Raw genomic sequence first — 24,947 nt, forward strand, 5'->3', positions numbered from 1 at the left:
ACGGGAGTTGTACGCGCGCGCCGGTTTTGTTCGCGCAAGTTTCTGCAATGTTCCGCAAGGAACTACATGGGAGGCGGCGGGAACATGGCGCACCCGACAGGATTCGAACCTGTGGCCTCTGCCTTCGGAGGGATTATCGCTTGCTCCGCCGATTAGCGCAAGGAGCCGCCGATGACCACCTATCTCCCTATAAACACTGAACAATTTGATTTCATAGCCCGCCAGCGGTATCCTTTCTCCCGCAGCGATTTCCGTCCCGCTGCTTACGTGGTGCTTACGCGAGAAAGCGGCGTCACGCTGGAGATGTCCAATGACTAAGATCACAAAGAGGGTCGTAGACGCAGCGGATACCCGCGAGAAGGACTATGTCGTCTGGGACGACGAACTTCCCGGCTTCGGCCTGCGCGTGTTCGCCTCGGGCAAGCGCAGCTATGTCATTCAGTACCGATTGGCAGGTCGTTCTCGTCGCTTCACCATTGGCCTCCACGGTGTCTGGACGCCAGAACGCGCACGTCAGGAAGCCAAGGCGCTGATGGGCCGCATCGCTCAGGGCGAGGACCCAGCCGAGGAAAAGCAGCTCGATCACAAGTCCATCTCCGTCAAGGAACTTTGCGATCTCTATCTTGCCGATCTGCGGGCGGGTCTCATCCTCGGGAAAGGCGGTCGGCCGAAGAAGCCTGGGACCATCGTCTCCGACATAGGCCGCATTCACCGCCACATCGTTCCTCTGCTCGGAACGCGCCGAGTCAAGGATCTCACCAAGCCCGATATCACGAAGGCGATGAAGGATATTATGGCGGGCAAAACCCGCCTGGTGGCCAAGACCAGGAAGCTTCGCGGCAAGTCCATCGTGAAGGGCGGGGCCGGCACCGCCACGCGAACCATCGGATTGTTCGGGGGCATTCTCACCTATGCGGTGGAGGCCGGCATCATCGGTGGCAACCCCGCGCATGGAGTCCGCCGTCCCAAGGACAACATTCGGGCTCGACGCCTCAGCGAAGCCGAGTATCGAGTTCTCGGCGAGATGCTCAAAGAGGCGGCAACAAACGAAGCCTACCAAATGACGTCTGAGATCATTCGGCAAATCGCTCTGACCGGATGCCGGCGAGCTGAAATGGTTGCGCTGCAATGGGAAGAGGCTGACACGGCTTCGAGTTGCCTCCGGCTGATCGACAGCAAGGAAGGCCGCTCGGTTCGCCCGATCGGGTTGCCCGCCGTCGAATATTTTGAGAAGCGCCGGAAGGAGACGTCCGGCGACTATGTCTTCCCGAGCCGAAGCGGTGACGCCGCATTCGGCAGCTTCCCCAATCACTGGAAAAAGATTTTCGCCGGCTCGCCGTTGGCGGACATCACGCCTCACGTCCTCCGCCACAGCTTCGCCAGTGTGGCCAACGATCTGGGCTTCACTGAGGTGACGATCGCCGCTTTAGTGGGCCACGCCAAGGGCTCGGTGACGAGCAACTATATCCATACGCTCGATACCGCCCTGATCATGGCCGCTGACACCATCTCCGGCTATATTCAGGGGCTGCTCGACGGCATCGAGTTCAAGCAAACCACCTATGCGCTGGACCGCGACTCGCGTAAGGCCGCCCTCGCGCGGTTCCTGCAGAAGGCGGCAGCTTCGGCGGAGGATTCGGCCGACAGCGAGGAGCAGCGCATTGCCGCATAGCCGGAGTGATGGCCTTTCAGTTATTGCAGTTATGGCCCCGCTCAGCTATATACGCTGGCTAGGAGCAATCGCCATGGTCAGCCAAGTCGTCAAATTTTCTGGTCTCTCCGATCGGGACCGCAAAAAAGTGTTGCCTTTGGCCAAGCTGGCTGAGGGTGATCGGGTCGAGTTGCGGGTTCGACGCCGCGACGGTGAGGATCAGACGGTCGCGCTACCCCCCGCTGCGGCCAATGCGGTCGAGACGTTGATCACGCGCTTGCTGAGCGGCGAGCGCGTGGCAGTTCTCGCCGAAGATCAGGAACTGAGTCCCACGGAGGCGTCCGCCATCTTGGGCATCTCGCGGCCGCTCGTCGTACTGAGGATGGATCGCGGTGACTTGCCGTTCCGGTATGTCGGCAAGCACCGCCGCGCGCTGCTCAAGGACGTACTGGGACTGAAGGCCAAGCTCGATGTTCGGCGCAAGGCTATGGAAGACTTGGCCGCCGACGCTGAGGATCTCCATCTCCGCTATGGCATTTGATCCCGCTGTAGCGATCTACGACGCCTGCATTCTCTACCCCTTCCACTTGAGGAACATCGTCGTTCAGGCCGCTGTAGACGGCTTGGTGGATGCGCGGTGGACCGAAGCGATTCATGACGAATGGATGCGGAGCCTTTTGGCCAACGCGCCGGACCTTCCGGCCGCGCACCTGCAGGCCACGAAGGGCCTCATGAACTTGGCAGTGCCGGAGGCCACAGTCACCGGCTACGAAAGGCATATCCAGATCGTCAATCTTCCCGATCCGGACGACCGCCATGTCGCCGCAGCCGCGATCGAGGCCGGCGCGCCAATAATCGTAACTTGGAACCTGCGCGACTTTCCCTTGGCCGAGTTGAGGAAGCACGGCTTGGTGCGTCAGTCGCCGGATGCTCTTCTGGTCAATCTCTATGAGCAGATTCCAGAAATGCTGGTCGCTTCCCTGGCCAACGCGCGGCGCAATCTCAGCCGATCGCGTATTTCAGGCTCCGATTTCATTGGCATCCTTCGTGGCCAGAAACTCGTCAAGCTCGCGGCGCAGATCGAGAAGCACCTCGACGATCTATAGAGCGGCGGTGCTTGGCCCCTGTCTCATCCCCCGAATGGAATCTACCTTGACTCTCGGGCCCGGACGTTAGAACAAATAGGGAACATGCTGAACCCGCTCCCGGAGGTCAATAGGAAGCTTGCGGCCCGAGCCCGCCATAGAGTCGTTGCGCGCGCAGATCGAGAAGATCGAAGGCAGAAGCCGACGCGTGAAATCGGTCCTTCCATTCGGAATCGCCGAGGTGGATTCACGACTCCCTGGCGAAGGCCTGGCGCTGGGCGCGCTGCACGAAATCGCGGGAGGCGGTAACGGCGCCATCGATGGCGCTGCCGCGGCGCTTTTCGCGGCCGGGATCGCCGCGCGCACCAAGGGCAAGGTCCTGTGGTGCATCACCCGTCCCGATCTCTTCGCTCCGGCGCTGGCCCAAGCCGGGCTTCCGCCAGATCGCGTGATCTATGTCGAGGCCGGCGACGACAAGACCGTCCTCGCCTGTGTCGAGGAAGGGCTTAGGCATGGCGGGCTCGGCGCCGTTGTTGCGGAGATCAGCCGCCTGTCGATGACAGCGTCGCGCCGCCTTCAACTCTCGGCTGAGGGCACAGGCGCGATCGGTCTCGCGCTTCGACGCTGGCGTCGACAGACCGAGGCCACGGATTTCGGCCAGCCAACCGCTGCCATGACACGCTGGCGGGTTTCGGCCCTGCCGTCACCTGCTTTGCCCGTGCCGGGCGTCGGCCGACATCGCTGGCTTGTCGAGTTGATCCGCGCACGCGCGGGCGAGAGTGCTGATTTCGAACTGGAGGCGTGCGATGACACGGGTTGTCTCGCTCTTCCTGCCCACATGGTCGACGGATCGCGTGCGCAGGGGAGCCGGCGAGACGGCGCCTCCGGCTGAGGCGCCGCTCGTCCTGATTGGCCATAATGGAAGAAGACGGGTGGTGGTCGCGACGGACGCTGCGGCCCATGCCGCAGGCCTCCGCGTCGGGATGCCGGCGACCAAGGCCCAGGCCCTCGTCCCCGGCCTCGGCATTCAGGACGCCACGCCCGCGGCCGACGCCGATGCGCTCGACCGCCTCGCGCTCTGGATCATGCAACGCTACGCGCCCGTCGTCGCCGCCGATCCACCAGACGGGATCGTTATCGATACGACCGGCGCCGATCATCTGCATGGTGGCGAGCAGGCCATGCTCGCCGGAATGATCGACCGCATGGCTGGTTCGGGAATTGCCGCCCGTGCTGCCGCCGCGGACACTCTGGGTGCGGCACACGCGCTGGCACGCTACGCTGGCCGATCAATCGTGATCTCCCAGCCGGGAGCCGCCGAAGCGGCCGTCGTGCCGCTGCCTATCGCGGCGCTTCGCCTGTCGCCCGCCCTTATCGGCAATCTGCGAACGCTGGGCTTCGACCGAATCGGCGATCTGCTTGCGCAGCCGCGCGCGCCGCTCACGCTTCGCTTCGGCCCACACCTCGGCCGCCGGATCGACCAGGCGCTAGGCTTCGCGCCCGAACTCATCGAGCCGATCCGGTCGGAGAATCTGATCGAGGTCCGCCGCAGTTTTCCCGAGCCGATCGGCGCCGCCGAGACGATCGCCCGCTATATCGGCAAACTTGTTGTCGAGCTTTGCGCGGCGCTCGAGGAACACGGCATGGGCGTACTGCGTCTCGACCTGCTCTGTCACCGCGTCGACAACATCATGCAGGCGATCCGTGTCGGCACCGCCTTGCCAGTGCGCGACGTCAAACGCCTGACCCGGCTTCTTTGCGACAAGATCGAGACCATCGAACCGGGCTTCGGCATCGAGATCCTCGCACTGACCGCGACGATCGCCGAACCGCTCGCCGACAAGCAGACCGTCACCTCCCTGATCGAAGACGCCGTCGCCGACGTCTCCGATCTCGTCGATACCCTCGCCAATCGGGTCGGCGAGCAGCGCATCTACCGCGTCGCGCCAGTCGCCAGCGACGTGCCTGAGCGCTCCATATGCCGCGTGCCAGCAATGTCTCCCGAGACAGGCGCGACATGGTCCGGCGACTGGCCCCGCCCGCCGCGGCTGCTTGATCGGCCCGAATTAATCGAGACCGTCTCGCTGCTGCCCGATCATCCGCCTGTATCCTTCACCTGGCGCGGCGTGCGGCGACGCGTGAAGCGCGCCGACGGCCCAGAGCGTCTGTTTGGCGAGTGGTGGAAGCGCGATGCCGAGCTGGTCGCGGTGCGCGACTACTTCCGGGTCGAGGACGACGCGGGCGAACGCTACTGGATCTACCGCGCCGGCGACGGCGAGGATGCGGCAACCGGATCGCACCGCTGGTTCCTGCATGGGGTGTTCGGATGACCAGCCCCCGCTATGCCGAGCTTCAGGTCACTTCCCATTTCAGCTTCCTGCGGGGCGCGAGCGGCTGCGACGAACTATTCGCCGCCGCTGCCATGCTCGGCATCGAGGCCCTGGCCATCGTAGACCGCAACTCGCTGGCCGGCATCGTCCGCGCCCACGAGGCCGCCAGGACCACCGGCGTGCGCCTCGTTATTGGCTGCCGCCTTGACCTTGCCGACGGCATGTCGGTCCTAGTCTACCCAACCGATCGACCAGCCTATTCACGGCTCTGCCGACTTCTCTCGCTCGGCAAGAAACGCGGCGGTAAGGCGAAGTGCCACCTCGAATGGGCCGATCTGGTCGCCTATGGCGATGGCCTGCTCGCCGTCCTTTTGCCCGACGTCCCAGACGATGAGTGCGGCCTGCGCCTGCGGCGGCTGCGTGACGCCTTTGGCGATCGGGCTTACATGGCGCTGTCGCTGCGCCGACGGCCGAACGACCAGCTTCGTCTCCACGAGCTGTCCAACCTCGCGACGCAGATGCGGGTGCCGTCCATCGTCACCAACGATGTGCTGTTCCACGCGCCCGAACGGCGCATCCTGCAAGACGTTGTCACCTGCATCCGCCATAACGTCACCATCGACGCACTTGGGGAGCGGCGCGAACGGCACGCCGACCGCTATCTCAAGCCGCCCGAGGAGATGCACCGGCTGTTTCGCCGCTATCCCGAGGCTCTTGCCCGGACCGTTCAGATCATGGAGCGCTGCCGGTTCTCGCTCGATGAGCTGTCCTATCAATATCCCGAGGAGCGCGACGATCCCGCTCTGACGCCGCAAGAAACGCTGGCCAATCTGACGTGGGAAGGCGCCGCCGAGCGTTATCCCGAGGGCCTCCCGGACAGCGTCCGCGCCACGCTCGAGCACGAACTGCGGCTGATCGAGAAGCTACAATACGCCCCCTACTTTCTCACGGTGAACAGCATCGTGCGCTTCGCGCGCTCCAAGGATATCCTGTGCCAGGGGCGCGGCTCGGCTGCCAACTCCGCCGTCTGCTATGTGCTGGGCATCACCTCGATCGATCCTGGCCGAAATGACCTCCTGTTCGAGCGCTTCGTAAGCGAGGAACGGCGCGAGCCACCCGACATCGACGTGGACTTTGAGCATGAGCGGCGCGAGATCGTCATGCAGTGGGTGTTTGAGGCCTATGGCCGCGACCATGCCGCGCTTTGCTCGACCGTCATCCGCTACCGCTCGAAGGGCGCGCTGCGCGATGTCGGCAAGGCGCTCGGTCTCACCGAAGATTTGATCAAGACCTTGTCGTCGCAGGTCTGGGGCTGGTCGGAAGAAGGCGTCGAGCCCAAGCACGTCGAGGAGCTGAACCTCAACCTCGGCGATCGCCGGCTCCGCCTAGCGCTGGATCTCGCCCGCCAGCTCATGGGCGCGCCGCGCCATCTCTCGCAGCATCCTGGCGGCTTCGTACTGACTCATGACCGGCTCGACGAGCTGGTGCCGATCGAGCCGGCCGCCATGGCCAATCGCCAGGTCATCGAATGGGACAAGGACGACATCGATGCCCTGAAGTTCATGAAGGTCGACGTCTTGGCCTTGGGCATGTTGACCTGCATGAAACGCGGCCTTGACCTCCTGGCCGACCACAAGGGCGTCCATCTGGATCTCTCGACCATCCCGGCTGAAGACCCACGCACTTATGCGATGATCAGGAAGGCCGACACGCTCGGCACCTTCCAGATCGAGTCCCGCGCGCAGATGTCGATGCTGCCGCGCCTCAAACCCCGGACGTATTACGATCTCGTCGTCCAGGTTGCCATCGTGCGGCCTGGTCCGATCCAGGGCGATATGGTGCATCCCTATCTACGCCGCCGAGAAGGGCTGGAGCCGGTCAACTATCCCAAGCCCGAGCTGGAGCAGGTGCTTGGCAAGACGCTGGGCGTACCGCTGTTTCAGGAACAGGCGATGCGCGTCGCCATCGAATGCGCTGGGTTTACGCCCGGCGAGGCCGACTTGCTGCGCAAGTCGATGGCGACCTTCAAGTTCACCGGCGGCGTCTCTCACTTCCGCGATAAGCTCATCACCGGCATGGTCGACAATGGCTATGAGCGGGAATTCGCCGAACAGACCTTCAAGCAGCTCGAAGGTTTTGGCAGTTACGGATTTCCCGAAAGCCACGCAGCCTCTTTTGCGCTCATCGCCTACGCGTCGGCTTGGCTAAAATGCTGGCATCCCGATATTTTTTGCGCGGCGCTGCTCAACTCCCAACCAATGGGCTTCTACGCCCCCGCCCAGATCGTCCGCGACGCACAGGACCATCGCGTCGAGGTCCGGCCAGTCTGCATTAATGCATCGCGCTGGGACTGCACCCTGGAGCCGACCGCCGACGATAGCCGGTTCGCCGTTCGCCTTGGCTTGCGCATGGTCAAGGGTCTAGCCAACGCCAATGCCGCCGCCATCGTCGGCGCGCGGGCTGACACGCCGTTCGTCTCGATCGACGATCTGTGGCGCCGCGCCGGCGTGCCTGTCGCAGCACTCGTGCAGATCGCCGACGGTGACGGCTTCCGACCAGCGCTCGGTATGGCCCGGCGCGAGGCGCTCTGGGCCATCAAGGCGCTACGGGACGAACCCTTGCCGCTCTTCGCCGCGGCCACTGCCCGCGAGCAGCAGCTCGTGCCCGAAATCAGCGAGCCCGCCATCAGTCTTCGTCCGATGACGGCAGGCGCGGAGGTGGTAGAAGATTACGGCCATGTCGGTCTGTCGCTGCGTAGCCACCCTGTCGCCTTCCTGCGCGACGACTTACGCCGCCGGCGCATCGTCACTTGCCAGGAGGCGATGGACGCCCGCGACGGGCGCTGGGTGGAGGCGGCCGGCCTCGTCCTGGTCCGCCAGCGGCCGGGAAGCGCCAAGGGCGTGATGTTCATCACTCTCGAAGACGAAAGCGGCATAGCCAATCTTGTCGTTTGGCCACAGATGTTCGAGAAGAACCGCCGCATCATCTTATCGGCCGGCATGGTCGCCGTGCGTGGCCGTGTCCAGCGCGAGGGTGAAGTGGTACATCTCGTGGCCCAGCGGTTGACCGATCTCTCGGCCGAGCTGGCCAGCGTCGGTGACCGCAACGGTGCGTTTCCGCTGCCGCACGGCCGCGGCGACGAATTCCACCACGGCTCGCCGACGCCCGATCCGCGCGGTCTGGCGCCCAACGGCCTGCGTACGCGCGACATCTACGTTCGCGATCTGCACATCGACTCGATTAAGGTGAAAACACGAGACTTCAGATAATAGTGTAGAATAGCCGCCTTCCAAGCCGACTAGCGTTCGCTACGCTCAAGCAGCGATGGATCGCTACATTCTATCCGGGCCGCCGCTTCAACCTTGGACTAGACCTTGAGGGGAAAGCCTTCCCCTGCGCCCGAGCCTGTCGGTCTCGGTCGACCCCTTCTGCGGGGCGGCTTCCCCGCAACGCCCCCTGAGAGTGAGAGTGCGGTGGGATTTTCCGTGACAGGTTGAGGGCTGGAGAAGAGGTCTCCGGCGCCCGTCATGGAGATTGGTCTCATGACCCAGGTTTCAGTTCTCGATGCGCGCCGCGACGCCAGCGGCGGTTACGCGGTCGATGTCGGCCGCGGTGAGCGGATCGGCCGTGTTTCGTCGGAATGGTTTTCCCGGCCGGCAGACGAGCGGTATCTGTCGTTGTCCGAACTGGCGCACTCCGTTCGCGACCGCGCCGATCGCAGCCGGACGCGCGTGGTCGAGAGCGCGCTCATCCACGTTGAAGCGAACCGCGGCGACCCGGAACGGCTGGCGTTGATCCTGCCGGGCACCGATACGCCCATCGCCCCCACCCATTGGAGCTTCGGCCAATTGGCCAGCCTGGTCGGCGCGCCGGCCGCCTATCTGCGCCAGCTCCCGGCGCCGCTCGCCGCGATCAACCTGCAGTATGGCCTGACGTCCAATCGGGCCGAGCAGATCAAGGCGCTCGAAACCGATAACGGCCGCATCGAACTGCGCGCCGTCACCGGTCCGGACTATGGCCGTATCTTCGACTACGAACTGGTCGAGGCGGTGCAGCGCATTGCCGGCAATGGCACGGGCGACACACGCTGGAAAGTGCCTGGCGTGCTCGACTGGTCGACTGGCATCTACAATCCGCGCGTCGATATCACCAGGGACACCACGACGCTATACGCCTCGGACCGCGACGTCTTCCTCTTCCTGGTCGATGACCTGAACCCTATCGAGGCCGGCCGGCTGCCTGACGGCTCGCCCGACCTCTATTTCCGGGGCTTCTACTGCTGGAACTCTGAGGTTGGCGCCAAAACGCTCGGCATGGCGAGCTTCTATCTGCGCGCGGTCTGCCAGAATCGAAACCTCTGGGGCGTGGAGGATTTTGAGGAGATCACCATCCGCCACTCCAAATATGCCGCCAATCGCTTCGCCCATGAGGCAGCGCCGGCGCTTGCGAACTTCGCCAATTCCTCAGCCGTGCCTTTCGTCAACGGCATCAAGATGGCCCGCGAGCGGATCGTGGCGCGCACCGATGAGGATCGTACCGACTTCCTGCGCCGCCGCGGCTTCTCAAAGGCCGAGACCGGCAAGATCATCGACACCGTGCTGGCCGAGGAAGGTCGGCCGCCCGAGAGCATCTTCGATTTCGTACAGGGCATCACCGCCGTCGCACGCGACAAGCCCCATCAGGACTCTCGCCTCGACATGGAGGCCAAGGCGAAGAAGCTGCTCGATCGAGCCGCCTGACATCCGCAAAGCCGGAGATGCGGATTTCCGTGTCTCCGGCTTTGCGCTTCCGCGTGTCCTCAATCCCGGTCCCCGGCGCTGCCCCTTTAGAGGAAGAGGGCGGCGCTTCGCTTCGTGACGGGTTTAGGGTTGAGAGAGAGTCTCTCGGCGCCCGTCGCGGAGACTACCCCGATGGCTACTGCCGTTCAGAAGATCACCCTGCCGTCCTCGCGCGACATCCCTTTCAACAAGCTGGTCCTGTCCCAGTCGAACGTCCGGCGCGTGAAGGCCGGCGTCTCGATCGAGGACCTGGCTGCCTCAATTGCCCGTCGCGGCCTGATCCAGAGCCTCAACGTCCAGCCCGTCCTCGATGCCGAGGGCGTCGAGACCGGCATGTTCGAGGTTCCGGCCGGTGGCCGGCGCTTCCGCGCTCTCGAACTGCTGGTGAAGCAGAAGCGCCTCGCCAAGATCGCGCCGGTGCCCTGCATCGTGCGTGACCGCGACAGCGATATCCTCGCCGAGGAAGTCTCGCTCGCGGAGAACATCGAGCGTGCCCCGCTACATCCGCTCGATCAATACCGCGCCTTTCAGGACATGCGCGCCAAGCACATGACCGAGGAGGAAATCGCCGCGGCGTTCTTCGTGCCCGTGAATGTCGTGAAGCAGCGGCTGCGTCTCGCATCGGTCTCTCAGGCCCTCCTCGACGTCTATGCCGAGGACGGCATGACGTTGGAGCAGCTCATGGCGTTCACGGTCTCCGAAGACCATGCGCGCCAGCAGCAGGTTTGGGACGCGATCAAGGACGCCTGGTCCAAGGAACCCTACCAGATCCGGCGTATGCTGACCGAGACGACGGTGCGCGCTTCCGACAAGCGTGCCGTCTTCGTCGGCATCGAGGCCTATGAAGCGGCGGGCGGCATCGTCATGCGCGACCTGTTCCAATCCGACGACGGCGGATGGCTTCAGGACGCGGGTCTCCTCGACCGCCTCGTTGGCGAGAAGCTGAAGGCCGAAGCCGAGACGATCGCGGCCGAAGGATGGAAGTGGATCGAGGTGGCTGTCAGCTTCCCATACGATGCGGCACGCGGCCTGCAGGAGATCACCGGCACGCCGCTGGACCTCGCGGCCGAAGAGCAGGCGACCATCGACGCGCTGAACGCCGAGATGGCCAAGCTGGAAGCCGAGTATCAGGACGCCGACGAGCTGCCGGATGAGGTTGATCAGCGTCTGGGTGAAATCGAGACCGCTCTCGCGACCTTCGAGAATCGTCCGGTTCACTACGAGCCGGTCGATATCGCCATCGCCGGCGTGTTCGTCAGCGTCGACTCCGACGGCTCGCTCACGGTCGATCGTGGCTATGTCCGACCCGAGGACGTGCCGGTCATACCGGTCGACGGCAACACCGGGTCGGAGGCCGATAGCGGATCGTATGAATCCACCGGCCCGAGGGTCCAGCGCGCCGTCATCACCATCGGCGGCCAGCCCACCGAGCCGGAAGATGACGACGAAGACGATGCCATCAAGCCGCTGCCCGAGCGCCTGGTCATCGAGTTGACCGCCTACCGCACGCTCGCGCTTCGCGACGCCGTCGCGAACAACCCGCATGTCGCCATGACGGCGCTGCTGCACAAGCTCGTCTCGGACCGGTTCATGACCCGCATGTATAACGGCGCCATGGAAGCGGTCGTGAAGCACATCTACTTCCCCGCGCAGGACGAGGGTCTGGCCGACAGCCCTCCCGCCCGTGCGGTGCAGGAGCGGCACGACGCCTGGGCGAGCGACATCCCGAAGGACGACGATGCGCTTTGGGATTGGCTGGCTGGCCTCGACGACGCCAGCCGCATGGCGCTGCTGGCCCACTGCGTCAGCTACGGCGTCAACGCTCTCTACGAGCGGCCGAATCCGCACAGCTCCAGCGGTGTTTCGCAGCATACGCTCGACATGCGGCTGGCCCAGGCCGACCGCCTGACGCGCGCGACCGGGCTGGACATGGTCGAGGCCGGCTGGCGTCCGACCTTCGGCAACTACCTCAATCGCGTGACCAAGCCGCGCATCCTCGAAGCGGTCCGCGAGGCGAAGGGCGAACAAGCCGCCCAGCTCATCGACCATCTGAAGAAGGGCGATATGGCCAAGGAGGCCGAACGGCTCCTGGCCGACAGTGGCTGGCTGCCCGAACCGCTGCGCCTCGCTGATCTTGCCGATCAGCCTGAGGGCGGCGACGCCGGTGACGCCGAGGCGCTGCCGGATTTCCTCGCTGGTGACGATGACGACGTGATCGAAGCCGACGAGGATGCGTCCGACCTGATCGCCGCCGAATAAGCCTCTTGGCGGGGAGCGACGCTGATCGCTCCCCGCTGCTTTTCTCAAGGAGCCTTCAGATGGACATATCCGGCACCGACGCGCCGCGCCGCGTCGTCTTCCAGTATCTCGTCCCGGTTCACGTCGAGGTCGAAGATGGCCTCGTCTGCCGCGTGACCGTGATCGACGAAACGCCCGTGCGCGATCCCACCGTCGTTGAGGGCGACAGCGCCTATCTCGACGCTGCGGTCCGCGCCTCCGACGACGGTCAGCCGTGGCCGTCCTGGCAGTTCGGCTACTGACCCAAGCCACATCCCAATATCCACCTCGAGCCCGGCCATACGCCGGGCTCTTTTCGTTTCAGGAGACCGCCATGGCGGACTATTTCACACGCTTCTCGTGCCTGCTGGACGTGGGCACCATCGAGAACGCCGCGCGCGCGCTCGACATCTACAACGAGCTGATGGCGCAGAACGCCTCAGAAGACCCTCCGGCCGAGCCGTTCCTACTTTCGATCGAGCCAGTACATGGCGCCACGCGCCTCTGGATGCGCGATCCGGGCACCGCCGACCCGCAGCTCCTCATCACCTTCGTGACGCGGTGCGCCGAGACCTTTGACCTCGCCGGACGCTGGGGCTTCCAATGGGCCGGCGTCGCCTCCGAGCCGCGCATCGACGGCTTCTCCGGAGGCGCCCATGTCCTCGACCTGACGACGGGGCAGACCGTCGAATGGATGAGCAGCGGCCGCTGGCTCGCCGACCGCCTCGCTGCAGGAGGGACGTCATGAGCATCCCTGATCACGCGCGTGACAAGTTCCGTCAGCGGTCCGATCAAGCATTGTTCCTCATCTTTTAGAGGAGGGATGGCATCCAGCGTGCGTCACGCCGATAGGGATCACCCACAAGCAATGCGATCGATCGTTTGGGTTCTTTCATCGAAGCTGATGTTTAAGCGAGCCATCGCCAGATCCTGCGTAACTGCGCAGGCCGAACAGTGCGTCCGCCAAACGGCTCCTGTTGGCGCGCTCGGCATTTCTGCCAGCGAACGCCCCACGAACTGCTGATATCCCGACGCGCCGCATTGATCGCCGAAATAGTACCGATCTGGCTGGCCAGCCCCCTGCGCAACCCATACGCCTACTTGCCGGGGATGGTTTCGTATCGTCGCGCCTTCCGGAGCCCAATAGGTAAAGGGCGGAACCGGATCAGCCTCCATCACGATATTTGGCTTGGCCAGCTCGGTCAGCAGTGGATCGCTGCCCCGCTGTCTACCGTCAGAAGCGCCGCACGCCGACAAGACCATGGCTAAGATCAGCGCCATCGCAGCATGCGGTATCTTCATTGAGATGTTCAGCCTCCTCGAACCCGGCGCAAAGGTATTGTTGAAGAATACGTTGGCACACAACACCGCCAACAATTTGACCAAGTAATCTCAACCGCGTTTCAGGCGCGGACGCGCCAGAGTGAGAGGTGGGCCGGGACGGGTTCGAGCCGGTGCGGTCGAGAGAGAGCGCCTGTCGGCTCTTCCGTTTCCTGCTCTCCCGAGGTGTCCTCCATGACTATCGCTCCCGCATCCGCGGCCGTTCTGGCCGCGTCGTCTCCAATCGCCGCAAGCCCGTCGGCGGCCGCCATCCTCGCCGCAGCCCACCACCTTCTTCCGCATCTTGAGCGGGGCCAGCCAGTCGACGCCGCGACGCTGCGCGGCGCGATGGAGGCGGCATTCGGCGCTTCCGACGCCTCCGGCGCATGGGACTGGAAGACGGCCTACGAGGCCTGTGAAGCGGCGACCGTGCTGTTTATGCGCAAATACGGAAAGGCGGTTTTCCGTAAGTCCGGATCTCCGGCTGCAAGCCTGCCGATGCTGGCCAAGATCGCCAGCCTGTTACCGACGCATACTCGCCGTTCGGAAGAGACGCAAACCTTCCAGCAGTTCTCGACGCCGGTGCCGCTCGGTCTCGCGGCGCTCGCGGCCGCCGCGATCACACCGGCTGACCGTGTGCTGGAGCCCTCCGCCGGGACCGGGCTGCTCGCCGTCCTCACCGAGATCGCCGGGGCGAGGCTGACGCTCAACGAACTGGCCGACACCCGCGCCATGCTTCTCTCCTCGCTCTTTCCGACCATCCCCGTCACACGGTTCGATGCCGCCCAGATCGATGATCATCTCGATCCGACCGCCGTGCCGAGCGTCGTGTTGATGAACCCGCCGTTCTCGGTGATGGCAAATGTCTCTGGCCGGATGGCCGACGCCGCCTATCGCCACGTCGCCTCGGCGCTGGCCCGTCTGGCCGATGGCGGACGGCTCGTGACGATCACGGGCACGAACTTCGCACCTGAGCTACCTGCTTGGCGCGACGCCTTTGTCCGCTTGCAGGAGCGCGGCACCGTCGTGTTCACGGCGGCGATCGACGGCTCGGTCTACGCCAAGCATGGCACGACCATCGAGACCCGGCTGACCGTCATCGACAAGGTGCCCGCCGACGATCGCACTGTATTTCCGCCATCGGCCGGAGTCGCGCCCGACGTCGCCACGCTGCTCGGATGGATCGAAACCCAGGTCCCGCCGCGCCTGCCGGTCGCGCTGCCGCCGCTCGTGTCTGCCGCACCGACGCCCCGCACCGTGCGCGGCTATCTTGCCCACGCTGCCTCGTCGTCGTTAGCCCGCACCCTCGCTGAACCCGAGGGCATCGAACTCGCCTATGAAACCGTCGACTGGACGCCGCCCGAGGGTGGCCGGCTGACCGACGCCATTTATGAGGAATACGGGCCTCAGTCGATCCGGATTCCCGGCGCGCAGCCGCACCCGACCAAGCTGGTCCAGTCGGCGGCGATGGCCTCGGTCGCACCGCCGAAGCCAAGCTATCGGCCGACGCTCCCCGCCAGCATCGTCACCGACGGCATTCTGTCCGACGCACAGCTCGAAACCGTGATCTATGCCGGTGAGGCCCATGGCGAATTCCTCGCCGGGGCCTGGACCATCGACGAGACCTTCGACCTCGTTTCGGCCGCGCCGGACGATGCGCAGAACGCCGTCCGCTTCCGACGCGGCTTCATGCTCGGCGACGGCACCGGCGCCGGCAAGGGGCGGCAGTCAGCCGGTATCATCCTCGACAACTGGATGCGCGGACGCCGCAAGGCGGTCTGGATCTCCAAATCCGACAAGCTGCTGGAGGACGCGCAGCGCGATTGGTCGGCGCTCGGCATGGAACGCCTGCTGGTCACGCCGCTTTCGCGCTTCCCGCAGGGCAAGCCGATCACGCTCGGCCAAGGCGTCCTATTCACCACCTATGCCACGCTACGGTCCGACGATCGCGGCGAGAAGCTTTCCCGCGTCAAACAGATCGTCGAATGGTTGGGCTCCGATTTTGATGGAGTGATCATCTTCGACGAGAGCCACGCCATGCAGAACGCCGCCGGCGGAAAGGGCGAACGCGGTGACGTCGCCGCCTCGCAGCAAGGTCTCGCCGGGCTTCGTCTCCAGCACGCCCTGCCGAATGCGCGCATCGTCTACGTCTCGGCGACGGGGGCCACCACCGTCCACAATCTCGCCTATGCCCAGCGGCTCGGCCTCTGGGGCGGCGAGGATTTCCCCTTCGCCACGCGGGCCGAATTTGTCGAGGCGATCGAGGACGGCGGCGTTGCGGCGATGGAGGTATTGGCTCGCGATTTGCGCTCGCTCGGCCTCTACACCTCTCGCTCGCTCTCCTATGATGGCGTCGAATATGAATTGGTCGAGCACCAGCTCACGCCAGAGCAGACGCGCATCTACGATGCCTATGCCGGAGCGTTCTCGATCATTCACAACAATCTCGACGCTGCGATGCAGGCAGCCAACATTACCGGCGATAGCGGCACGCTTAACCGTCAGGCCAAGTCCGCCGCCCGCTCGGCCTTCGAGAGCGCCAAGCAACGCTTCTTCGGCCATCTCCTCACCAGCATGAAGACACCGACCCTGATCCGCTCGATCGATCAGGACCTGGCCGATGGCCACGCCGCCGTCATCCAGATCGTCTCCACGGGCGAGGCGCTGATGCAACGCCGCCTGGCCGAGATCCCGACCGAGGAATGGAACGACGTCCGGGTCGACATAACGCCGAGGGAATATGTTCTCGATTACCTCGCCCATTCCTTCCCGGTGCAGCTCTACGAGCCCTTCACCGACAGCGAGGGTAATCTGTCGTCGCGGCCGGTCTACCGCGATGGCCAGCCCGTCCAGAGCCGTGAGGCCTGCGCGCGTCGGGATCGCCTGATCGAGACGCTAGCGAGCCTACCACCGGTCCCCGGTGCGCTCGACCAGATCGTCCAGCGCTTCGGCACGGATATCGTCGCGGAAGTTACGGGCCGGTCCCGCCGTATCGTCAGGAAAGGCGAACGCCTCGCCGTCGAGAACCGCGCCGCTTCCGCCAATCTGGCGGAGACCTCCGCCTTCATGGACGACCTGAAGCGCGTCCTCGTCTTCTCCGACGCTGGCGGCACGGGCCGAAGCTATCACGCCGACCTGTCGGCGCGGAATCAGCGGCTCCGAGTCCATTATCTGCTCGAACCCGGCTGGAAGGCCGACGCCGCCATCCAGGGACTTGGTCGCACCAACCGCACCAACCAGGCGCAGCCACCGCTGTTCCGGCCGATCGCCACCAACGTGAAGGCCGAAAAGCGCTTCCTGTCGACGATCGCACGCCGGCTTGACACGCTGGGGGCGATCACGCGCGGCCAGCGCCAGACCGGCGGTCAGGGCCTGTTCCGGCCCGAGGACAATCTGGAATCGCACTATGCGCGCGACGCGCTGCGCCAGCTCTATCTCCTATTGGTCCGCGGCAAGGTCGAGGGTTGCTCGCTCCAGATGTTCGAAGACGCCACCGGCCTGAAGCTGATGGACGACAACGGCATCAAGGACGAGTTGCCGCCGATCACCACCTTCCTCAACCGGCTGCTGGCGCTGACCATCGAATTGCAGGGCATCCTGTTCACGGCGTTCGAGCAACTCCTTAACGCCAAGATCGAGGGCGCCATCGCCAGCGGCGTCTATGACCTTGGGCTGGAGACGCTCCAGGCCGAGAGCTTCATCGTCACCGACCGTCACACTATCCATGTCCATCCGGGCGCCGGCGCCGAGACGCAGTTGCTCACGATCACACGGCGCGAACGCAACCGGCCGACCTCGCTCGATGGCGCGTTCGATTTTCTCGCAGACCCACGCGCGAAGCTGTTGGTCAACGGCCGCTCCGGCCGTGCCGCCGTACAGGTTTCGGCGCCATCCATCATGCTCGACGATGGCGAGATCGAGCGTCGCGTCGCGCTGATCCGCCCGATGGAACAGCATCACGCCACACTCCGCTCTATGGACGAAAGCCATTGGGAGGAAGCTGACCGGAGCAGCTTCGTGGAGGCCTGGACCGCTGAGATTGCAGAGGTGCCCGAATTCGCCGACAGCACGATCCACATAGTCGCCGGATTGCTGCTGCCGATCTGGAAGCGCCTGCCGAACGAGTCGACCCGTGTCTATCGGCTTCAGACCGATGCGGGGGAACGCATCATTGGCCGCCGCGTCTCTCCCGCCTGGGTGGCAGGCGCATTGGCGACGGGCGCAGGCTCGCTGACGCCGACCGACGCCTTCACGGCGTTGATGGATGGCCGCACGATCCTCGACATCGCCGAGGCTATGCAACTCCGTCGCGTTCGGGTCATGGGCGCAAACCGCATCGAGCTGTCCGGCTTCACCGACGCCATGCGCGATCGCCTCCGGGCCTATGGCCTGTTCAGCGAGATCATCTCGTGGAAACTGCGTTTCTTCGTACCGACCGATGCTTCCGGCCCGTCGATCCTCGCCAAGGTGCTGGAGCGCTTCCCCGTCGAGCGCATCGGCGAGCGGGAGGCAGCGTGATGGCCCGTCATGATGCTTCCGAACTGGCGCAGCGTCTCGGCCGACAAGCCGAGGCGGTCTGCCGTCATTATCTGTCGGCCGGACACCGCGAAGGCCGCTACTGGCTGGTCGGCGATGTCCGCAACACGCCGGGCCGCTCGATGTTCGTGCGCCTGAAAGGCGGCGACACCGGCAAGGGGGCCGCAGGCAAATGGACCGATGCCGCGACCGGTGAACATGGCGACCTGCTAGACGTCATCCGCGAGAGCTGCGGCCTGATCGACTTCAAGGACGTCGCCGATGAAGCGCGCATTTTCCTGTCCATACCACATCCCGAGACAGAGCACCCGCACGGTGGCGAGCGCAGATCACCGGCCCCAACCGGATCGCCCGAAGCGGCACGAAGGCTTGTCGGCATGTCGCAGCCGATTTTGGGCACTGTCGTGGAAGCGTATCTACAGGAACGTGCGATTACGGCTTTGCACGGAACCGGATCGCTGCGATTCCACCCCCGTTGCTACTATCGTCCTGACGAGCATTCCCCGACCGAGACCTGGCCAGCGATGATCGCGTCCGTCACCGACTTGGCTGGCCGGATCACTGGCGCGCATCGCACCTGGCTCGCCCCGGACGGCTCGGACAAGGCGCCGATCGACACACCGAGGCGAGCGATGGGCGACCTTCTCGGGCACGCGGTCCGCTTCGGTGTGCCGGGCGACGTGATGGCGGCGGGTGAAGGCATCGAGACGGTGCTGTCGCTGCGATGCGTACTGCCCGGAATGGCCATGGCGGCGGCGCTCTCGGCAGCGCATCTCTCCGCCATCCTGTTCCCCGAGACACTGCGCAGGCTCTATATCGCCCGCGACAACGACCCGGCCGGCGACGGTGCGATGGCGACGCTGATCGAACGGGCGAACGCGGCCGGGATCGAGGCGATCGTCGTGTCTCCGAGGCTGGGTGACTTCAACGAGGATCTCCGCTTGGCTGGACTGGAAAGCCTGCGGGCAGCGGCACGGGTACAGATCGCTCCCCAGGACGTCGCGCGCTTCATGGCGCTGGCGGCATAACCGGCAGGGAATGCTGGTGGCGGCAACGCCGTCGCGTAGCACTCGCTCGGATGCTCCCAGGTGTCGGGGAGAGCCGCAATCCGGCCTTCGAAAGGGCGATCGGCCAGCAAACGGCCCGGACCGACAACGTCGGCGCCCGACTATTTTCCGGCGGCCCGTCGGGCCTTTCCATCGCGAAGCAAAATAGCCGGCCTTCGCCGTCCTCCGCTGCGCTCCAGCCCTCTCGCTGCGCTCCGGGTGCAGGTCCGGTCCGCCTGCCGGCTTTCGTCGCCAGAAGGCCGCGAGGGTCGCGGTCACACCGACGAAGGAGCATCCCGATGAGCGAGCACGACGACAGCTACGAGCCGCATCACGAATCATCCCCCACCGACCACGTCCTCTCCGAACTTCAGCTTTATGGCTACCGACCCTTTGCGGACGAACCCGACGGAAGGCCACTCCCCGAAGGCAACCACGTCGCCGGCGCCATTGCCGATATCTTCGACGCCCTGATCGTCACCCTGGAAGACACCCGCCTCGAGCCCGACCTCGACGATCTCCTCTGGTCGACCGTCAACGTCTTCCACCGCGCCACCGACCGGATCGAACGCGAGCTGGACGACAACGAGCAAGCGCAGCGCCGCGGGCAACGCGAACAGGATGGCTCCGAGGTGAAGGCGGTCGAGCTGGAACGCCTGACGGCCGAAGGCCAGACGATGATCGAGCGCCGCAACGCCTTCGAGCTGATGCGCGACCAGGCCGCCGAGCACTACGAACGACACACCGGCTCACCCTGGCGTCCCCGCAGTGGATCGATGGTCAACCATCGCAACCTGACCTCGGCGATGATCGACAGCCGCGACTTCCTTGCCGCGAAGAAGCGCGCCGACAACGAGGTGCTGCTGCCGGCCGGTCCGAAGATCGCCATCACCGGCGGACTCGACTTCAACGATCACCGGCTGATCTGGGCCAAGCTCGATCAGGTTCACGCCAAGCATCCCGACATGGTGCTGATCCACGGCAAATCACCGAAGGGCGCCGAAAAGATCGCCTCCCGCTGGGCCGACCATCGCAAGGTGCCGCAGGTCGGATTTGCTCCAGACTGGACCAAACATGCCAAAGCCGCGCCATTCAAGCGCAACGATCAGATGCTCGACGTCCTGCCGATCGGGGTCATGCACTTCCCGGGCACCGGCATTCAGGACAACCTCGCCGACAAGGCGAAGAAGCTTGGCATCCCCGTCTGGAAATTCGGCACGGGTGGCGCGTGAGCGCCACCCACTTCGATCACAGCATCTCGGGCCGGAACTGGGAGCGCCGGCTGATGATCTTGCCGGAAACCATGAATACACCGTCGCCCGTATAATGCAGCGTTTCGGGGTGCTTCGGCGACGAGGCGACGTGCGCCTTCACCACCTCGAAAATGAAGAAATTGTACTTCTCGACCAGCGCATCGTACAACCGGCATTCGAAGCTCGCATGGCACTCGCCGATCAACGGCGCATCAACCTCGGCGGCGTCTTCGGCCGTCAGCCCGAAATGGGCGAACTTGTCGATCTCGCGCCCGGACGTGTTGCCGATCCCGACCACCGTGTCGGACAGCGCCGTCGTCGGCAGGTTGATGACGCACTCGCGGCTGTTGCGGATCATCTCGAAGCTATGATTGCCGCCCGAGGTCATCAGGCCGACGAGTGACGGCGAGAATTCCAGGATCGTCTGCCAGCCGAGCGTCATGATGTTGGTCTTGCCCTCCCACTTCGAGGACACCAGCACGATCGGTCCCGGCTCCAGATAGCGGCGCACCTGACCAACGGGGAAATCGCTCATCTTTGGAATCTTCGTCATGCAGCGACCTCGCAGGCAGTTGCTCGTGCCGCATCATAGCGGCTGATGTCGACTGCATCACGACCGGTTGGTTCCCTGGCGGACACGGCAGATGCATCGAAGTCCAATCGTGCGATAGCTCCTCTCACCGACGGAAAACCACCCCCGCATCCATTCGCTGATCCTTGGTCCGGCCGAGGGCCTGACGCCATCAACCCGTAAAGGGTCGGTTATGCGAGCATGCCGCCGCTTTGCTTCGCCGACGCGGTGATTGCGGCCCTCGGCCGGACACATCGGGCGCCTGTCACGCGGGGGGATGGTCCCCCGCCTCCAAGACAGGAGCCGGTACGATGTCCCTCAACGACGCACACGCTTACGCCTTCAGCCTCGCCACCACCCTCATGGTCGCGATCATCATCTTCAAGGCTGGCGACGGCACCCATTCCGTCACGCCCATCACCGAGTTCGACGGCGACGCCGAGGTCGTCGCGGAGATCGATCCCTTCGCCCCATGATCGGGGCGACCGCCAGTCGAGGACGCGGAAATCGAACTGATTTCCGCTCCCGTCGACAGTCATCTTCCGCTATACTTCAGATCGCGCCGTGGTGGTGGTGGAGGCGCGACCGTCAGACCTTTTTCTCACGGAGACCACCGCCATGATTTTTATCGGTATCCTCGCCAGCATCGCCGCGATCGGCGGCCTGTGCTGGCTTTTGTTCACGCTGGCTGTCTTTGCGCTGCCGTTCTTCGCGGGCGTCAGCGCCGGGACATGGGCCTATCAGACCGGCTCCGGCTGGCTCGGCGCAATCCTCGTTGGCTTCGCCGCCGCTGCGCTGACGCTGGGCATCGGTCAGTTTCTGCTCGCCTTCATTCGATCGCTCTGGATACGTCTGGCGATCGCTCTTGCGTTTGTCGCACCGGCGGCGCTCGCGGGCTACCACGCGACGCATGGCATCGTGAAACACACGATGCCCTCCGACACCTGGCAGATCATCTTCTCCATCATCGGCGCAATCGCCGTTGGCATCGCGGCGCTGATCCGGGTGACAGCAATGGCCGCGCCCGGAGAAGCCGGACAGAACGTCGCGCGAGCCTGACATCGTTGCCGACGGCGGCAGGACGGTGGGTTGATGTCTTACCTGCCGCGCTCCTTGTCGGCAGGGTCGTTTGCAATCGCGTTGATCGGATCGACGGCTGACCCAACCGACGCGCCATGCCCTCGGTGACGGTGCTGGGGGCAATGCCGTGACAGCGCGGCCGACGGTGCTAGTGGCCGAGAGGGGGCGATCTCGGGCGACGGGCAGTGGTCGGCGGGATGTAGTGTCTGGCGGAGCGGGTTTGAACCGCTGTGTCAGGCGTCGTCACGGTCCATCGGTCCGGGATGGTCGCCACGTTCTCCTGTGATGCATCTCTGTCAGGTAGACAGCTCCAAAACGGCCTCTTCAATGGGCTGATCTGGCCGAAGGCCGGCTTCGCCTCGATCGCCTATGCCGCAACAGCGGCGTCGAAACTTTCTTCCCCTGCCGGCTGCGCCGTCATTCCTCGCGCACCAAGAAAGCCCCTCCTTTGCTGTCAGGCCCCTACGGGGTGCGCCGTCAATCGCCTCCGGCCCGTCGATCGCCATCGAGGCCGCAATGGTGCGGGCTCGGAACAGAGTTCAAGGAGAACTACCATGGCGACCATCGGCACCTTCAAGAAGACCGGCAACAACGAGTTCACCGGCGAAATCGTCACCCTCAGCCTGCAGACCAAGAACGTCCGCATCGTCTCCGAGGCCCGCGCCACCGGCGAGAACGCCCCCAGCCACCGCGTCTTCGTCGGCCGCGCCGAGATCGGCGCCGCCTGGTCCAAGACCTCCAACGAGGGCCGTGCCTATCTGGGCCTGAAGCTCGACGATCCCAGCTTCAACGCCCCGATCTACGCCAACCTCTTCGACGACGAGGAAGGCGAAGGCTACAGCCTCATCTGGTCCCGCCCCAACCGCCGCAACGGCGACTGAGGTCAGCGTGACGCCCCGCCCGGTCCCTCCGGGCGGGGCCAAACGCTTTGTGAGCGACCGAATCAGTTACGATTCCAAAGGCTGTCAGGCCAACCCGTAAGGGCAGTATCGGGTAGCGCCGGCGCTCAAGAGCGACTATTATAGTCGTAGTTCTGGTATGAGCGTCGGTCTGAGTGGGAGGTGATCATGCATGATCACCGCCCGACAATCGCGGGCCGCACGCGCGTTGCTTGGATGGAATCAGGAGACGCTCGCTGACAAGGCCCAGGTATCACTGACCGCGCTCAAACGCCTCGAATCCGCAAGCGGACTTGAGGTGTATGAGACGACGCGCGATCAGGTGCGTCGGGCGCTTGAAGGCCATGGCATCCTCTTCCTGACTACCGACCAAGGCGAAGGAGTGATGGTGGTTCGTGGGAAAATCGACAAGCGATAGCGTTTTCCTTGCCGACCGCATGCCCAGCGTGCGCCGTTGCCACAAACGGCGCAGTTTTTGCTGCGATGCAACCAAGACACGGTTAACAAATGCCACCGGAATGGATAAGAATGACTTCAGGGGACCGGTGTGACCAAAACAAACTTTCTAGACCAGCCACCTGATAGCGCGGTGCTTACGCCCTACGATCGCGAGCACCTGAAAATCTATCTGCGCCTGCTGGATGCCGAGGCGGACGGTGCGTGTTGGGAAGAAGCGGTCACCGTCATATTCGGCCTCGACCCTGAGAAGGATGCCCAGCGGGCTGCGCGTGTTTACACCAGCCATATGGCGCGGGCGAAATGGATGACCGAGAACGGCTTCTCCGAGCTTCTCGGTCGCCGCCTTCATTGAGGTGATGCAGAACCTGCATCACGTTGATCCCACTCCGTTCTTCCCAAGCCACGCCCAACTTGGGATCGTCACCGCTGCTTGACTCGCGTTGCGGCTCAATTGCGCGGAGGCGTTGGAGAGTGTCCGAAGATGAAACTTGGCGGTCGGAGACCGCCTATGACTACATCGACAATCTAACCCCGGGCGATGTCGCCTGGGAATTTCTGCGTCGGAACCCCGACTACCGGAAAGCCTATCAGGATCTTGTGTCCAGCGGTTGGCTTTCACCCGAAGCGGCCGAAGAGTTCGCGAACCTATGGGGGTTGCGATTTCGGGGCCGACCCTCTTATCCCGGCTCACACCCAGCAGATCTTCTGGACCCCGCAAATCGATCCGACAGCAATATTGCTCGCCGCAGGTCCGCGTCCTGACGGTTTTTCCATCACTGCCGGCGAACTGCGCCTCTTCGCCATATTCCAGCACGACCCTGCTCATCTCAGGCTCGATATTCGCGGCGAGCGGTACGACGTCACCCTCGCGGACCCGCAGGACGGAAGCCCGCTCGCGGCTATGGTCATGTTCGATGACCTCACACCGGATCGACAGACCGCGCTGACCCGGTTCTGGAGCGCGATCGAGGGCAAGCGGGTACCGAACGACCCTCGACTGACGCCGCAGCGCCGCGAGCGCGCGCGCCAAATGCTGCGTGCGGTCGATGGACGTCGTGCCGGCGCGACATATCGATCGATCGGGGAGGTTCTGTTCCCTGGTCATAAAATCGACTCCGCCTCCTGGGCCGGAGACGCGCTGCGCGAAATCACCATCCGGCTGGCGCGAGACGGCCAAAAATTGGTCAGCGGCGGCTACCGCTCGCTCCTGCGCCGACCCCGTAGATCATAGGCCGCTAGCGACCGCCCGAGGCGTGTCGAAATTAGCTTCCTATCTCCGACATCGTCCGACCCACCGTCTTCACGCCACCGTGCTCTCGAACCGCCGCCTGACGGCAGCGGCCCCCGATGAGACCACGGAGGCTCGACAATGGCCGAAACTACCGCCGGCATCCCGCCACGCTACCTGCGCACGCAGGAGGCCGCTCGCTTCCTCGGACTGTCCGAGCGCACACTGGAGAAGCACCGCACCTATGGCACCGGCCCGGCTTACAGGAAGCTCGGCGGTCGAGTCGTATACGCCATAGAGGATCTCCAGACGTGGGCCGATCGCGGCCTCGTCAGTTCGACCTCTGACCCGCGCGGCACGGTGCTTCCAGCCAAGCGGCAGGAGCCGTCGGATCGCCGCTTCGCCGGCCGCCAGCCGCGCTGAGACGGCCCGCC

Annotated in this window: 24 protein-coding genes; 22 read left to right on the forward strand and 2 right to left on the reverse strand. The window is 64.5% G+C overall.

The annotated features are described in order from the left end of the window. Window positions 1-171 precede the first annotated feature (171 nt). The 11 genes from NDN01_RS25760 (at window position 172) to NDN01_RS25810 (ending at window position 12,869) form a co-directional block, all read left to right on the forward strand. The gene (locus NDN01_RS25760; protein WP_272625074.1) at window positions 172-318 is read left to right on the forward strand and encodes a hypothetical protein; all 147 of its coding nucleotides are present in this window, start codon (window positions 172-174) and stop codon (window positions 316-318) included. After that, a complete protein-coding gene (locus tag NDN01_RS25765; RefSeq protein WP_272625075.1) occupies window positions 311-1,672 on the forward strand; it encodes a tyrosine-type recombinase/integrase in 1,362 nt (453 codons plus the stop codon). The genes NDN01_RS25760 and NDN01_RS25765 overlap by 8 nt, the downstream gene beginning before the upstream one ends. A 73-nt stretch (window positions 1,673-1,745) precedes the next feature. Next, a complete protein-coding gene (locus tag NDN01_RS25770; protein WP_272625076.1) occupies window positions 1,746-2,192 on the forward strand; it encodes a DNA-binding protein in 447 nt (148 codons plus the stop codon). After that, window positions 2,182-2,757: a PIN domain-containing protein gene (locus NDN01_RS25775; protein WP_272625077.1), complete on the forward strand. Its 576-nt coding sequence runs from the start codon at window positions 2,182-2,184 to the stop codon at window positions 2,755-2,757. Before NDN01_RS25770 ends, NDN01_RS25775 begins: the two co-directional genes overlap by 11 nt. A gap of 145 nt (window positions 2,758-2,902) precedes the next feature. Then, on the forward strand, window positions 2,903-3,628 hold the full coding sequence (locus NDN01_RS25780; RefSeq protein WP_336298333.1) for an ImuA family protein: 726 nt from the start codon (window positions 2,903-2,905) through the stop codon (window positions 3,626-3,628). Beyond that, complete coding sequence (locus NDN01_RS25785) at window positions 3,543-5,066, forward strand: DUF6504 family protein (RefSeq protein WP_272625079.1); 1,524 nt, start codon at window positions 3,543-3,545, stop codon at window positions 5,064-5,066. The genes NDN01_RS25780 and NDN01_RS25785 overlap by 86 nt, the downstream gene beginning before the upstream one ends. After that, on the forward strand, window positions 5,063-8,335 hold the full coding sequence (locus tag NDN01_RS25790) for an error-prone DNA polymerase (RefSeq protein WP_272625080.1): 3,273 nt from the start codon (window positions 5,063-5,065) through the stop codon (window positions 8,333-8,335). Before NDN01_RS25785 ends, NDN01_RS25790 begins: the two co-directional genes overlap by 4 nt. 273 nt (window positions 8,336-8,608) lie before the next feature. Beyond that, on the forward strand, window positions 8,609-9,805 hold the full coding sequence (locus NDN01_RS25795; protein ID WP_272625081.1) for a DUF932 domain-containing protein: 1,197 nt from the start codon (window positions 8,609-8,611) through the stop codon (window positions 9,803-9,805). A gap of 171 nt (window positions 9,806-9,976) precedes the next feature. Then, entirely contained in the window at window positions 9,977-12,103 is a 2,127-nt protein-coding gene (locus tag NDN01_RS25800) for a ParB/RepB/Spo0J family partition protein (protein WP_272625082.1), read from the forward strand. A gap of 59 nt (window positions 12,104-12,162) precedes the next feature. Then, a complete protein-coding gene (locus NDN01_RS25805) occupies window positions 12,163-12,384 on the forward strand; it encodes a hypothetical protein (RefSeq protein ID WP_272625083.1) in 222 nt (73 codons plus the stop codon). A 71-nt stretch (window positions 12,385-12,455) separates the two neighbouring features. Further along, a complete protein-coding gene (locus tag NDN01_RS25810) occupies window positions 12,456-12,869 on the forward strand; it encodes a hypothetical protein (RefSeq protein WP_272625084.1) in 414 nt (137 codons plus the stop codon). Window positions 12,870-12,976: 107 nt separating this feature from the next. Here the strand turns inward: NDN01_RS25810 and NDN01_RS25815 are convergent, their stop codons facing one another. After that, complete coding sequence (locus tag NDN01_RS25815) at window positions 12,977-13,507, reverse strand: hypothetical protein (RefSeq protein WP_272625085.1); 531 nt, start codon at window positions 13,505-13,507, stop codon at window positions 12,977-12,979. A gap of 129 nt (window positions 13,508-13,636) precedes the next feature. Between NDN01_RS25815 and NDN01_RS25820 the strand changes: the two genes are divergently transcribed. The 3 genes from NDN01_RS25820 (at window position 13,637) to NDN01_RS25830 (ending at window position 20,255) form a co-directional block, all read left to right on the forward strand. Beyond that, complete coding sequence (locus NDN01_RS25820; protein ID WP_272625086.1) at window positions 13,637-17,959, forward strand: strawberry notch family protein; 4,323 nt, start codon at window positions 13,637-13,639, stop codon at window positions 17,957-17,959. Then, complete coding sequence (locus NDN01_RS25825) at window positions 17,959-19,005, forward strand: DUF7146 domain-containing protein (protein ID WP_272625087.1); 1,047 nt, start codon at window positions 17,959-17,961, stop codon at window positions 19,003-19,005. Before NDN01_RS25820 ends, NDN01_RS25825 begins: the two co-directional genes overlap by 1 nt. A 317-nt stretch (window positions 19,006-19,322) precedes the next feature. Then, the gene (locus tag NDN01_RS25830; protein ID WP_272625088.1) at window positions 19,323-20,255 is read left to right on the forward strand and encodes a DUF2493 domain-containing protein; all 933 of its coding nucleotides are present in this window, start codon (window positions 19,323-19,325) and stop codon (window positions 20,253-20,255) included. A 16-nt stretch (window positions 20,256-20,271) separates the two neighbouring features. On the opposite strand, the gene NDN01_RS25835 is transcribed toward NDN01_RS25830, so the two are convergent. After that, complete coding sequence (locus NDN01_RS25835; protein ID WP_272625089.1) at window positions 20,272-20,829, reverse strand: flavin reductase family protein; 558 nt, start codon at window positions 20,827-20,829, stop codon at window positions 20,272-20,274. A 329-nt stretch (window positions 20,830-21,158) separates the two neighbouring features. Here NDN01_RS25835 and NDN01_RS25840 point away from each other — a divergent pair, with 329 nt between their 5' ends. The 8 genes from NDN01_RS25840 to NDN01_RS25870 all read left to right on the forward strand — a co-directional run bounded on the left by NDN01_RS25840 (window position 21,159) and on the right by NDN01_RS25870 (window position 24,936). Continuing rightward, on the forward strand, window positions 21,159-21,323 hold the full coding sequence (locus NDN01_RS25840) for a hypothetical protein (protein WP_169799504.1): 165 nt from the start codon (window positions 21,159-21,161) through the stop codon (window positions 21,321-21,323). Between the two features lie 142 nt (window positions 21,324-21,465). Continuing rightward, a complete protein-coding gene (locus NDN01_RS25845) occupies window positions 21,466-21,906 on the forward strand; it encodes a hypothetical protein (protein ID WP_272625090.1) in 441 nt (146 codons plus the stop codon). Window positions 21,907-22,481: 575 nt separating this feature from the next. Then, window positions 22,482-22,808 carry a DUF736 domain-containing protein gene (locus NDN01_RS25850; RefSeq protein ID WP_272625091.1) on the forward strand — a complete coding sequence of 109 codons (327 nt, stop codon included), beginning with the start codon at window positions 22,482-22,484 and terminating at the stop codon, window positions 22,806-22,808. 190 nt (window positions 22,809-22,998) lie between these two features. Then, on the forward strand, window positions 22,999-23,244 hold the full coding sequence (locus NDN01_RS25855) for a helix-turn-helix domain-containing protein (protein ID WP_272625092.1): 246 nt from the start codon (window positions 22,999-23,001) through the stop codon (window positions 23,242-23,244). Window positions 23,245-23,373: 129 nt separating this feature from the next. Beyond that, entirely contained in the window at window positions 23,374-23,637 is a 264-nt protein-coding gene (locus NDN01_RS25860; RefSeq protein WP_272625093.1) for a DUF2285 domain-containing protein, read from the forward strand. 119 nt (window positions 23,638-23,756) lie between these two features. Continuing rightward, window positions 23,757-24,047 carry a transcriptional regulator domain-containing protein gene (locus tag NDN01_RS26055; RefSeq protein WP_443025176.1) on the forward strand — a complete coding sequence of 97 codons (291 nt, stop codon included), beginning with the start codon at window positions 23,757-23,759 and terminating at the stop codon, window positions 24,045-24,047. Further along, a complete protein-coding gene (locus tag NDN01_RS25865; protein ID WP_272625094.1) occupies window positions 24,022-24,516 on the forward strand; it encodes a DUF2285 domain-containing protein in 495 nt (164 codons plus the stop codon). Before NDN01_RS26055 ends, NDN01_RS25865 begins: the two co-directional genes overlap by 26 nt. Window positions 24,517-24,654: 138 nt before the next feature. Beyond that, entirely contained in the window at window positions 24,655-24,936 is a 282-nt protein-coding gene (locus tag NDN01_RS25870) for a helix-turn-helix transcriptional regulator (RefSeq protein WP_044417548.1), read from the forward strand. Window positions 24,937-24,947: the final 11 nt, after the last annotated feature.

Origin of the sequence: Sphingomonas sp. QA11, from assembly GCF_028473665.1 — a bacterium.
Classification (GTDB): domain Bacteria; phylum Pseudomonadota; class Alphaproteobacteria; order Sphingomonadales; family Sphingomonadaceae; genus Sphingomonas; species Sphingomonas phytovorans.

What these genes read in the sequence shown, in the direction of transcription:
- NDN01_RS25760 (WP_272625074.1), top strand. Translation starts at nt 172, where the DNA reads ATGACCACCTATCTCCCTATAAACACTGAACAATTTGATTTCATAGCC.
- NDN01_RS25765 (WP_272625075.1), top strand. Translation starts at nt 311, where the DNA reads ATGACTAAGATCACAAAGAGGGTCGTAGACGCAGCGGATACCCGCGAG.
- NDN01_RS25770 (WP_272625076.1), top strand. Translation starts at nt 1,746, where the DNA reads ATGGTCAGCCAAGTCGTCAAATTTTCTGGTCTCTCCGATCGGGACCGC.
- NDN01_RS25775 (WP_272625077.1), top strand. Translation starts at nt 2,182, where the DNA reads ATGGCATTTGATCCCGCTGTAGCGATCTACGACGCCTGCATTCTCTAC.
- NDN01_RS25785 (WP_272625079.1), top strand. Translation starts at nt 3,543, where the DNA reads ATGACACGGGTTGTCTCGCTCTTCCTGCCCACATGGTCGACGGATCGC.
- NDN01_RS25790 (WP_272625080.1), top strand. Translation starts at nt 5,063, where the DNA reads ATGACCAGCCCCCGCTATGCCGAGCTTCAGGTCACTTCCCATTTCAGC.
- NDN01_RS25795 (WP_272625081.1), top strand. Translation starts at nt 8,609, where the DNA reads ATGACCCAGGTTTCAGTTCTCGATGCGCGCCGCGACGCCAGCGGCGGT.
- NDN01_RS25800 (WP_272625082.1), top strand. Translation starts at nt 9,977, where the DNA reads ATGGCTACTGCCGTTCAGAAGATCACCCTGCCGTCCTCGCGCGACATC.
- NDN01_RS25805 (WP_272625083.1), top strand. Translation starts at nt 12,163, where the DNA reads ATGGACATATCCGGCACCGACGCGCCGCGCCGCGTCGTCTTCCAGTAT.
- NDN01_RS25810 (WP_272625084.1), top strand. Translation starts at nt 12,456, where the DNA reads ATGGCGGACTATTTCACACGCTTCTCGTGCCTGCTGGACGTGGGCACC.
- NDN01_RS25820 (WP_272625086.1), top strand. Translation starts at nt 13,637, where the DNA reads ATGACTATCGCTCCCGCATCCGCGGCCGTTCTGGCCGCGTCGTCTCCA.
- NDN01_RS25825 (WP_272625087.1), top strand. Translation starts at nt 17,959, where the DNA reads ATGGCCCGTCATGATGCTTCCGAACTGGCGCAGCGTCTCGGCCGACAA.
- NDN01_RS25830 (WP_272625088.1), top strand. Translation starts at nt 19,323, where the DNA reads ATGAGCGAGCACGACGACAGCTACGAGCCGCATCACGAATCATCCCCC.
- NDN01_RS25835 (WP_272625089.1), bottom strand. Translation starts at nt 20,829, where the DNA reads ATGACGAAGATTCCAAAGATGAGCGATTTCCCCGTTGGTCAGGTGCGC.
- NDN01_RS25840 (WP_169799504.1), top strand. Translation starts at nt 21,159, where the DNA reads ATGTCCCTCAACGACGCACACGCTTACGCCTTCAGCCTCGCCACCACC.
- NDN01_RS25845 (WP_272625090.1), top strand. Translation starts at nt 21,466, where the DNA reads ATGATTTTTATCGGTATCCTCGCCAGCATCGCCGCGATCGGCGGCCTG.
- NDN01_RS25850 (WP_272625091.1), top strand. Translation starts at nt 22,482, where the DNA reads ATGGCGACCATCGGCACCTTCAAGAAGACCGGCAACAACGAGTTCACC.
- NDN01_RS25855 (WP_272625092.1), top strand. Translation starts at nt 22,999, where the DNA reads ATGATCACCGCCCGACAATCGCGGGCCGCACGCGCGTTGCTTGGATGG.
- NDN01_RS25870 (WP_044417548.1), top strand. Translation starts at nt 24,655, where the DNA reads ATGGCCGAAACTACCGCCGGCATCCCGCCACGCTACCTGCGCACGCAG.